Here is a 9,017-nt window from a genome sequence, read left to right as displayed (position 1 = left end):
ATGGCAGGATATCGGGATCCTTGACACGATGGTGTTTGGTCGCCGGATTATGAAATGCAGTGGCGTTCGCGTTTTTGGAAGCGCGAACGCCACCTCGTCTACTCGGATCTTTCGCATCCCAAGAAAATACTGGTTTGCGGCTCGGGGCAGCTCCGTCTCAAATGCTGGTCACACTCTTCTCTTGAGTTATTATCGGTTAATAGCCCGCGGCTGGAGGAATGAAGATTTTGAAACACTATGCGCATACGGGTATTCGTGAGGATCGAAGCGATTGGCAATTGCTGGCCGACCATCTCGAAAATACGGCTGCTCTGGCTGCCGAGCGAGCTGAACCCCTCGGGTTGCGGGCAGCGGCGCATATGGCTGGCCTTTTCCATGACTTTGGCAAATATGATCCCGCCTTTGATCGCATCCTGTCCGGCGAAAAATTGCGTGTGGATCATTCGACCGCCGGGGCTGCCCTGCTACATGCCAGGACGCCTGCCGGTTTGCGACCAGTTTCTGAAGTGATCGGCTATGCCATCCTGGGCCATCACGCCGGGTTGCCTGATCGCCATGGCGCCGACAGCAGTATGGAGCGCCGGTTTGAGACCTTCCGCGACCCGATCGCGCCGGAAATCTCGGCCGCGGCCAGCCCAGATTTTGACCCGGTCGCCAGGGAGCTGGCTAAGCTGATGCGCCCGGCATCTTGCGGCTTTGACCTGTCGGTCGCGGCGCGCATGGTGTTTTCCTGTCTGGTTGACGCGGATTTCCGTGACACCGAGGCATTCTATGCCGGGCTGAACGGCACGCAGCCGGATCGCGACTGGCCGGCACTGGCCGATCTGTTGCCGGAATGGAGGAGCGCCTTCGATGCGCATATGGCGGGGTTCGACCAGGGTGGTCCGATCAATCGCCTGCGCGCGGATATCCTGGCGCATGTCCGGAAGTGCTCCGCGATGACGCCGGGTCTTTTTACGCTGACCGTGCCCACCGGCGGCGGCAAGACGCTGGCCTCGTTGGGTTTCGCGCTGGACCACGCGGTACGCCACGGGCATCGCAGGATCATATTCGCAATCCCCTATACCTCGATCATCGACCAGACCGCGGCCATTTTCCGCGGCCTTTTCGGCGATGCGGTGTTGGAGCATCATTCGGCCATCGACGACGAAAGGACCAGCCCGGAACGCAAGGACAAGCTGCGCCTCGCCATGGAGGACTGGGCGGCGCCTCTGGTCGTCACGACCAATGTGCAGTTCTTCGAAAGCCTTTTCGCGGTGCGTCCTTCGCGCTGCCGCAAGCTGCACAATATCGCCGGTTCGGTGATCGTGCTGGACGAGGCGCAGGCCCTGCCGCGCAAGCTGCTGATGCCCGCGCTGCGGATGATCGACACGCTCTGCGCGCATTACGGCTGTTCGGTGGTGCTTTGCACAGCGACGCAACCCGCGTTCGACAGCCGCCAGCTGAAGCAGGGCGGCTTGTCGCTGGAGGGCCGTGAACTGGCGCCAGATCCGGTGCGGCTCGCCCGCGAATTGCGCCGGGCCCGCATCGTGCAGGGTGGCGAGATGGACGACAACGCTCTCATCGAGGTATTGCGCGATACGCCGCAAGGGATGGTCATCGTCAACAGCCGTGCCCATGCGCTGGACCTGTTCAATGCGGCCAAGGCCGAGGAACTCGAGGGGCTGGTCCATCTGACCACCCGGCAATATCCTGTGCATCGGCGGGCTATTCTGGAGGACATCCGTGCGCGCCTGAAATCCGGTGCGCCCTGCCGGTTGATCGCGACCAGCCTGATCGAGGCAGGCGTGGATCTGTCCTTCCCCAAGGGTTGGCGCGCCGAGGCGGGACTGGATAGCTGCGTGCAGGCCGCAGGCAGGGTGTCCCGAAACGGCGAATGGCCGGTCGAGGACAGCACGCTGACAGTTTTCTCGGCCCCGGGTCGTCCGACGCCAAATGTGGTTCGAAAGCTCGCCGAAGCGATGCGCAGCATCGCCGGGCGGCATGACGACCTGCTGTCCCCCGCCGCGATCCGCGACTGGTTCGAGCATGTCTATTGGAATGCCGGGGCCGCGCGGCTGGGGCAGCCGATGGTCGATCGGATGATCCTTGGCCGCAACGGCACGGATTTCCCCTTCCGCAGCATGGCCGAGGATTTCCGCATGATCGAAACCACCATGGTGCCGGTCATCATTCCCGGCGATGTGACTGCGGTCGAAGCGATCCGGCAACTGGCCGTTGAGAATATCCCCTCCGGCAGGCTGGCACGGGCGCTACAGGTCTATATCGTCCAGGTGCCGGCCAAGGCGCGCGCGCTGTTGGTCGAGGCCGGCCATGCGTCCTTTCACCAGCCCGCGCTGCGGGGGGATCAGTTCTGTGTATTGGAAAGCCTCTCGCTTTATCACGTCGAGAGCGGCTTCTGGTGGGAACGAGCAGACTACCTCGCCGAAGAAATGATGATGCTGTAACAAAAGGGTGAATCCGATATCATCTTACAGAGTCGTTTATAAGATTACATGGCCAAGCGGAAAGATTTACGTTGGAAGCGATGCGACAGACACAATTTCGTATTCTGGCAGTCCAAACTCTAAAATTGTTGAAGCGGACTATCCAACGCGAGAATCGAGGCGAAGGATATCCATTTCTAAAGAAATCTTGTGGAAATCCAATAGCGCGGACGCCTCGGAAATGAGGCGTGTCGAGATTGAATATATTATGAGACTGGAAGCTAACCATCCTGAAAAAGGATGAAATCGCTGACCAAAGTCAAGGACTTGACAGCAAGATGGCTCGTGCTGTTTTATAATTCAAGTTTCGCTGACGTGCCAGGGTATTAAGAGTTACGGATAAATAGAGGGACAATGGCTTACGGTATACGCCTGCATGTCTGGGGTAGGCACGCCTTATTCACGCGCCCCGAGTTGAAGGTCGAGCGCATGTCCTATGACGTGATGACGCCTTCGGCGGCACGCGGTATCCTCGAAGCTATCCACTGGAAGCCCGCGATCCGCTGGGTCATCGACCGCATTCATGTGCTGGAACCGATCCGTTTCCAGTCCATCCGCCGCAACGAGGTTGGTCACAAGGCCCCCGCCGGCAAGATCAGGCAGGCAATGAAGCGCGGCGACCTGGAGGGATTGCAGCTTCTGGTCGATGAGGATCGCCAGCAGCGCGCCTCGACCGTGCTGGCCGCGCCCCGCTATGTGATTGAGGCGCATTTCGACATGACCGGCAAGGCTGGCCCCGACGATAGCGAGGGCAAGCATCTGGACATCTTCAATCGCCGTGCCGCGCGTGGGCAGTGCTTTCATCAGCCCTGTCTTGGCACCCGTGAGTTCACTGCGCATTTCGACCTGATTCCGCCGGAGGCGCCGCTGCCCACCCGCAACCCCGAGGCGGAAACCGCTGAGCATGGTTTTGGCGCGCCACGCGATCTTGGTTTCATGCTGTGGGACATCGACCACGGGAAACCGGGCCGGCCCTCGCTGTTTTTCCGTGCCGCGTTGCGCGACGGCGTGCTGGAAGTGCCGCAACCCGGCAGTCCGGAGGTGAAGGGATGAGCATGCTTGCCTCGCTGGTGCGGGCCTATGATCGGCTGCCCGATGCACCACCCTTCGGCTTTTCGACCGAAAAGATCGGTTTTTGCGTACTGCTGAACGCGGACGGATCGGTCGCCAGCGTCGAGGACCTGCGCGGCGACGACAGGAAACGTAGCCCCAGGATGCTGCTGGTGCCACAGGCCGTAAAGCGGACCGCCGGCATTGCTCCCAACTTCCTGTGGGACAAGTCAGCCTATGTGCTGGGGGTGACCGCTGGTGAAGGTAAAAGGACGGCAGAGGAACATGCCGCCTTTCGCGCTCGCCACGCGGAATGGCTTGCGGAAACCGACGATCCTGGCCTGCTGGCTTTCCTGCGCTTCCTGGACGGCTGGAGCCCGGATGCCTTCGCTCCACCCCTCTGGCTCGATGAGATGCGCGACCAGAACATCGTCTTCGCCCTGGCCGAAGAATATCGCGAGCGTTTCCTGCATGAACGCCCGGCTGCGCGCGCGTTGTGGCGGTGTCTCGGGGCCGAGGGCGCCTCGGACCCGCAGATCTGCCTGGTGACAGGCGAGCCAGGTTCAGTGGCGCGGTTGCATCCCTCGATCAAGGGTGTCTGGGGGGCACAATCCTCGGGTGCGAGCCTGGTGTCCTTCAACCTCGACGCTTTCACCTCCTACGGTCACGATCAAGGCGACAACGCCCCTGTTTCTGAGGCGGCAGCTTTTGCTTATGGAACCGTGCTGAACCGTTACCTGGACAAGGACAGCGGTCATCGCATCCAGATCGGCGATGCCTCGACGGTGTTCTGGGCGGATTGCAGCGATATGAAGCTGGCCACGGAGGCGGAGGTCTTCTTTGCGGCCTTGCTGGACCCAGCTTCCGAAGAGAGGCTGGTGGCCGAGGATGAGAGGCTGGAAACCGCCAAAATCCATTCCCGCCTCGATGCCATCCGCAATGGTCAGCGCCTGTCGCGGGTTGCGCCGGACCTGGCCGAGGGGGTGCGCTTTCATGTCCTGGGGCTGGCCCCCAATGCCGCCCGGCTTTCGGTACGTTTCTACTGGCAGGACGATTTCGGCAGGCTGACCGCGAATTTTCAGCGCTACCTTGAGGATACGGCGATAGATCCGCCGCCGCGCGATGGCTGGCCGCCGCTGTGGCGCTATCTTCTGGAACTGGCTTCGCAAGGCAAGCGCGAGAATGTGCCGCCCCTGATCGCCGGCGAATGGCTGCGTGCGATCCTGACCGGCACAGCCTATCCGCTGACCCTGCTCTCGACTGCGCTGATGCGCATGCGCGCCGATGGCGAGATCAACGCCCTGCGCTGCGCCATGCTGAGATCCGTGCTGATCCGTAACCTGAAGATGGAGGCTCCCGTGGCGCTTGATCCCGCCAATACCAACAAGGGCTATATCCTTGGGCGGCTGTTCGCCGTCTACGAAGAGGTGCAGCGCGCCGCGCTTGGCGGCATCAATGCCACCATCAAGGACAAGTTCTATGGCGCGGCATCGGCAAGTCCGCAAAAGGTGTTCCGGACGCTCGATTCCGGCTCGGCCAACCATTTCGGCAAGCTGCGCAAGACCAGCCCCGGCCGGGCGGTGAACCTTGAAAAGCTGCTGACCTCAATCACCGATCTGATGGACCCGGCCGGGGACCCGATCCCTGCCTCGTTGAATGCAGCAGAGCAGGCGCTGTTCGGCATCGGCTATTACCACCAGCGCTCCGATTTCTTTCGCAAGCACGATGACAAGACCCCCGAGGTATCCCAATGACCACGCTTTCCCGCCGCCATGATTTCGTGCTGATCTTCGACGTGACGAATGGCAATCCCAATGGCGACCCCGATGCGGGCAACCTGCCGCGGCTTGATCCCGAGACGAATCACGGCCTGGTCACCGACGTCAGCCTGAAGCGGAAGATCCGCAATTACGTCGAGCTGGCGCGAGAGGGTGCCGAGGGGCATCACATCTATGTCCAGGAAGGCGCAATCCTGAACGAAAAGCACCGTCAGGCCTATGTTGCATTGCGGGGCGACGAGAAGTCGAAAAAGGATGCCAAGCTGAACCCAAGGGACGACGCCGAGGCAAGGGAACTGCGCGACTTTATGTGCCGCAATTTCTTCGACGTGCGGACATTCGGTGCCGTCATGTCTACCGGGATCAATTGTGGTCAGGTCAAGGGGCCGGTGCAGATGACCTTCGCCAATTCGGTCGAGCCGGTTCTGCCGGTCGAAATTTCGATCACCCGCATGGCGGCCACCAACGAGGCCGAGCAGAAGAAGCGGGCCGAAGGGGACGATGGCGACTTGCGCACCGACAACCGTACGATGGGCCGCAAGCATATCGTGCCCTATGGCCTCTATGTCGCGCATGGCTTCGTCTCAGCCAAGTTCGCCGAACGTACGGGCTTTTCCGAAGCCGATCTGGACCTGCTGTTCGAGGCGCTGGCTAACATGTTCGAGCATGACCGCGCAGCCGCGCGGGGCGAGATGACTTCGCGCAAGCTGATCGTCTTCCGTCACGGCAGTGCGCTTGGCAATGCGCCGGCACACCGGCTGTTCGATCTGGTCCAGATCGGCCGCAACGTGGATGGCGAATTCCGCGCGCTGGACGACCGCGGTCTTGGCAACCTGCCACCAGCGCGGAAATTCGCGGATTACACCGTCGCCATCAACCGCGAGGGGCTGCCCGAAGGCGTTGAAATCCTCGAACTCCTCTGATCATGACCAGCGCCGAGGAACCCGTTCCCCTCTCGGCGCTGCAGCATGCGGTCTATTGCCTGCGCCAGGCCGCTCTGATCCATCTGGAGCGACTTTGGGCCGAGAACCGCTTTACCGCTGAGGGAGATGTCCTGCACGCCGTCGCTGACAAGGGCGGCAGTCGCAAGGCGCGTGGCGTGCGGCGGGTGATGACCTTGCCACTGGCGTGCCATCGGTTGAACCTGACCGGCACTGCCGACCTGGTCGAGTTCCTCCCCGGCCCGGATGGCGAGACCGCTTTCCCCATCGAATACAAGCGGGGAAAGCCCAAGCTGCACCGCGCAGATGAGGTGCAGCTTTGCGCACAGGCGCTCTGCCTCGAAGAGATGACCGGCCGCCCGGTGCCACAGGGGGCACTGTTCTACGGCCAGACCAAACGCCGGGTCACCGTACCCTTCGATGCCGATCTGCGTGCGCTGACCGAAAGCACCGCTGCCGAACTGGCCGCCGTCCTGGCCAGTCGCCGCACGCCGCCCCCGACGCCGCATCGCAGCCGCTGCCGGGCCTGTTCGCTTCAGGATCTGTGCCGGCCCGAGGCAATACGCCGTCCCGTGCGGCAATGGCGCGACCGTATGCTGGCAAGGGCGCTGGAATGAAGAAGCTGCTGAATACCGTCTATGTCACGACCGAGGGGACCGCCCTGAAGAAGGATGGCGAGAACCTGGTGGCCGAAATCGAGGGGGCTGAAAGGGCGCGTGTGCCCCTGCATATGCTGGCCTCGGTCGTCGCTTTCGGGCCGATCCTGCTGTCTCCTGCGCTGATCGGCATCTGTGCCGAGCGCGGTATAACGTTGGTGCTTCTGGATCGCGCCGGGCGGTTCCAGGCCCGGGTCGAGGGGCCGGTTGCGGGGAATGTCCTGCTGCGGCGTGCACAATATCAGGCTGCCGACGACGCGACGGATGTGGTGCGCGGCATCGTCATGGGCAAGATTGCTAACCAGCGCGCGGTGATCCGGCGCGCGCTGCGCGACTACGGCGGCGAGATGACGACCGAGGCGCGTAATGAGCTCGAGCGGGCAACGGATCGCATGGCGATGATCCTGCGTCGCGTGCAGTTGTCCGACGATAACGTGGATCTGTTGCGCGGCTCCGAAGGTGAGGCGGCGACGCGGTATTTCGGCGTCTTCGATCACCTGATTCGCTCACCCGATCCCGAGCTTCGCTGGACGGGGCGCTCGCGTCGCCCGCCGCTCGATCCGATGAATGCGGTACTGTCCTTTCTCTATACCCTGCTGACCCATGATTGCCGTTCGGCCTGCGAGGCGGTCGGGCTGGATCCCGCCGTTGGCTTCCTGCACCGCGACCGCCCCGGCCGGCCCAGCCTCGCGCTGGATCTGATGGAAGAGCTTCGCGCGCCCTTGGCGGATCGTCTGGCGCTGTCCCTGGTAAATCGCCGCCAGTTGCGCGTGGGGGACTTTCGCCGCATGGACGGCGGTGCGGTGCTGCTGACCGACGACGCTCGCCGCACCGTCCTGACTGCCTGGCAGGAGCGCAAGAAGGAAGAGCGCCAGCATCCCTTCCTGCAGGAAAAGGCACCGTTCGGCCTGGTGCCCTATCTTCAGGCGCAGATGCTGGCGCGTCATCTGCGCGGCGATCTGGACGCCTATCCGCCCTGGTTCTGGAGTTGAGATGCTTGTCCTGGTCACCTATGATGTGAATACGCTGGACACCGGCGGCAAGAAGCGTTTGCGTCAGGTTGCCCGTGCGTGCGAGGATTACGGCCAGCGGGTGCAATTCTCAGTCTTCGAGATCGAGGTGGATCCGGCGCAATGGACCCGGCTGAAGGCGCGCCTGGAAGGGATCATCCGCCCCGAGGTCGACAGCCTGCGCTATTACTACCTTGGTTCGAACTGGTCGCGCCGGGTTGAGCATGTCGGTGCAAAACCCGCGATGGATCTTAACGGCCCGCTGATTCTATAGTTTTCCTGTCCCTGCGAACATGAAGCGTGCCGACTTTTGCGCTGAGGTTCGCATCGGGGGCGGCTTTTTGAAATCGTTGGATTTTCTTTTCCTGTCCACCATATTGGCTGACTTGGGACGAGCGCGACTGCCCCTTTCGCATTCGCAAGGAAGATTGTGGCATAACAACAGCGCGGTATAGGGAGGGCTGTCGCCCCCTTCGCGGGGGCGTGGATCGAAACAGTTGTCCATTCTGGAATGTTGAGCTAGTTCGGGGGTCGCCCCCTTCGCGGGGGCGTGGATCGAAACTGGGCTTGGGTTATTAAAGGATGATCCGGCCCGCGTCGCCCCCTTCGCGGGGGCGTGGATCGAAACGCCACTGCCCCTTATTGCCGCGATGCATAAGGTTGTCGCCCCCTTCGCGGGGGCGTGGATCGAAACATTGCGCGCATAGGCTTCGACGGCGGGACTTGCACGTCGCCCCCTTCGCGGGGGCGTGGATCGAAACCAAGTTCTTATATTCTTTTTTTTCGTGGGTTACTGGTCGCCCCCTTCGCGGGGGCGTGGATCGAAACCATCACACAATATCCTTAATGATCGTATCCGTGGAGTCGCCCCCTTCGCGGGGGCGTGGATCGAAACATGTTCAAAGGGGCATTGAAGATTGATGTAACATGTCGCCCCCTTCGCGGGGGCGTGGATCGAAACTGCGACACCGCCCGCAATCGCGTCAGCAACGCCAGTCGCCCCCTTCGCGGGGGCGTGGATCGAAACCCCATTGCCTGCGCTTTATAGTGCCGCACCATATCGTCGCCCCCTTCGCGGGGGCGTGGATCGAAACAT

At 62.0% G+C, this 9,017-nt stretch carries 7 protein-coding genes and 1 CRISPR repeat array; all 7 genes read left to right on the top strand.

Annotated features, from left to right (window positions below):
* The first annotated feature begins 218 nt into the window (after positions 1-218).
* Positions 219-2,447: a CRISPR-associated helicase/endonuclease Cas3 gene (locus M511_RS19095; RefSeq protein WP_085503172.1), complete on the top strand. Its 2,229-nt coding sequence runs from the start codon at positions 219-221 to the stop codon at positions 2,445-2,447.
* 393 nt (positions 2,448-2,840) lie between these two features.
* Complete coding sequence (gene cas5c / locus M511_RS19090) at positions 2,841-3,539, top strand: type I-C CRISPR-associated protein Cas5c (RefSeq protein WP_085503170.1); 699 nt, start codon at positions 2,841-2,843, stop codon at positions 3,537-3,539.
* The gene (cas8c, locus tag M511_RS19085; protein ID WP_085503168.1) at positions 3,536-5,290 is read left to right on the top strand and encodes a type I-C CRISPR-associated protein Cas8c/Csd1; all 1,755 of its coding nucleotides are present in this window, start codon (positions 3,536-3,538) and stop codon (positions 5,288-5,290) included. Before cas5c ends, cas8c begins: the two co-directional genes overlap by 4 nt.
* Positions 5,287-6,237 carry a type I-C CRISPR-associated protein Cas7/Csd2 gene (gene cas7c, locus M511_RS19080; protein WP_085503165.1) on the top strand — a complete coding sequence of 317 codons (951 nt, stop codon included), beginning with the start codon at positions 5,287-5,289 and terminating at the stop codon, positions 6,235-6,237. Before cas8c ends, cas7c begins: the two co-directional genes overlap by 4 nt.
* 2 nt (positions 6,238-6,239) lie before the next feature.
* A complete protein-coding gene (gene cas4, locus M511_RS19075; protein WP_085503163.1) occupies positions 6,240-6,872 on the top strand; it encodes a CRISPR-associated protein Cas4 in 633 nt (210 codons plus the stop codon).
* The gene (gene cas1c, locus M511_RS19070) at positions 6,869-7,903 is read left to right on the top strand and encodes a type I-C CRISPR-associated endonuclease Cas1c (protein ID WP_085503161.1); all 1,035 of its coding nucleotides are present in this window, start codon (positions 6,869-6,871) and stop codon (positions 7,901-7,903) included. Before cas4 ends, cas1c begins: the two co-directional genes overlap by 4 nt.
* Position 7,904: 1 nt before the next feature.
* A complete protein-coding gene (gene cas2, locus M511_RS19065) occupies positions 7,905-8,195 on the top strand; it encodes a CRISPR-associated endonuclease Cas2 (RefSeq protein WP_085503159.1) in 291 nt (96 codons plus the stop codon).
* Between the two features lie 189 nt (positions 8,196-8,384).
* Positions 8,385-9,015: a CRISPR direct-repeat array (repeat unit 32 nt; unit sequence GTCGCCCCCTTCGCGGGGGCGTGGATCGAAAC).
* Positions 9,016-9,017 lie beyond the last annotated feature (2 nt).

Origin of the sequence: Paracoccus sp. J56 (genome assembly GCF_019633685.1) — a bacterium.
Classification (GTDB): Bacteria; Pseudomonadota; Alphaproteobacteria; order Rhodobacterales; family Rhodobacteraceae; genus Paracoccus; species Paracoccus kondratievae.
The sequence above is the reverse complement of the archived record's forward strand: the minus strand, read 5'-3'. Positions and strand labels throughout refer to the sequence as shown.

What these genes read in the sequence shown, in the direction of transcription:
- M511_RS19095 (WP_085503172.1), top strand. Translation starts at nt 219, where the DNA reads ATGAAGATTTTGAAACACTATGCGCATACGGGTATTCGTGAGGATCGA.
- cas5c (WP_085503170.1), top strand. Translation starts at nt 2,841, where the DNA reads ATGGCTTACGGTATACGCCTGCATGTCTGGGGTAGGCACGCCTTATTC.
- cas8c (WP_085503168.1), top strand. Translation starts at nt 3,536, where the DNA reads ATGAGCATGCTTGCCTCGCTGGTGCGGGCCTATGATCGGCTGCCCGAT.
- cas7c (WP_085503165.1), top strand. Translation starts at nt 5,287, where the DNA reads ATGACCACGCTTTCCCGCCGCCATGATTTCGTGCTGATCTTCGACGTG.
- cas4 (WP_085503163.1), top strand. Translation starts at nt 6,240, where the DNA reads ATGACCAGCGCCGAGGAACCCGTTCCCCTCTCGGCGCTGCAGCATGCG.
- cas1c (WP_085503161.1), top strand. Translation starts at nt 6,869, where the DNA reads ATGAAGAAGCTGCTGAATACCGTCTATGTCACGACCGAGGGGACCGCC.
- cas2 (WP_085503159.1), top strand. Translation starts at nt 7,905, where the DNA reads ATGCTTGTCCTGGTCACCTATGATGTGAATACGCTGGACACCGGCGGC.